Consider the following 801-nt stretch of genomic DNA (forward strand, 5'->3'; position numbering starts at 1 on the left):
TGTGCGTTTTAGTTAAGTGAACTCTGGGTGCCATACCATCTTCTTGAGCTTGCAACCAACGAACCGCGCATAGACACCAGGTATCGCCGGGATTCAAGCCGGGAAAGCCGTATTCAGGCACTGGTGTAGACAGGTCGTTCCCTTTAAACCTGGAATATTCTAAGAAGTCTTTAGACGCTTCGATACAAACCGTATGTGAACCTGTGTCTGCTTCACAGGTATTACATTTTCCATCTCGATAATACCCTGTGACGGGGTCGCTTCCACATAGTTCCAAGACTTCGCCAAGTACATTTACTGATTCGTCCATATCCATATTGCTTCTCCGCTTACTAACTGTTTAAGCTTTTGACTATTGATGCATTCATCGCATTGAGCCTTAGTCTTCCAAATGTCTAACCGAATAATACATGGATATGTTGATAATGTTGCTTGTGCAATACGAATTTCTCTTACCATGCTTGTCTCTCAAAAAATAACCATAGCTTTCAACCCAGCCTATTGGCACAATCCACTCCCTAGATTAACGCGATACTGAGGTGTACATGCCATTTTCTAAGCTTGGATTAAGCGATCCCATTCTAAAGGCCATCACAGACAAAGGCTACACCGAACCAAGCCCTATTCAATGTAAAGCTATCCCAGCTATCATAGCTGGCAGAGATGTGGTCGCGGCATCTCAGACCGGTACAGGTAAGACAGCGAGCTTTGTGCTGCCATTGCTTGAAAAACTTAATGTTCCCTACAACTATCGCGGCAAGCGCATACGAGCATTAATTATTACCCCGACTCGTGAGCTGA

2 protein-coding genes are annotated in these 801 nt (G+C 44.6%); one reads left to right on the forward strand and one right to left on the reverse strand.

All coding sequences use genetic code 11. From position 1 onward, the window contains the following. On the reverse strand, positions 1-316 hold a 316-nt coding region (locus A3766_RS13835; protein ID WP_068642377.1), incomplete at its 3' end, for a DUF2237 family protein. A 229-nt stretch (positions 317-545) separates the two neighbouring features. Between A3766_RS13835 and A3766_RS13840 the strand changes: the two genes are divergently transcribed. Continuing rightward, on the forward strand, positions 546-801 hold a 256-nt coding region (locus tag A3766_RS13840), incomplete at its 3' end, for a DEAD/DEAH box helicase (protein WP_156508902.1).

It is taken from the genome of Oleiphilus sp. HI0132, from assembly GCF_001635845.1.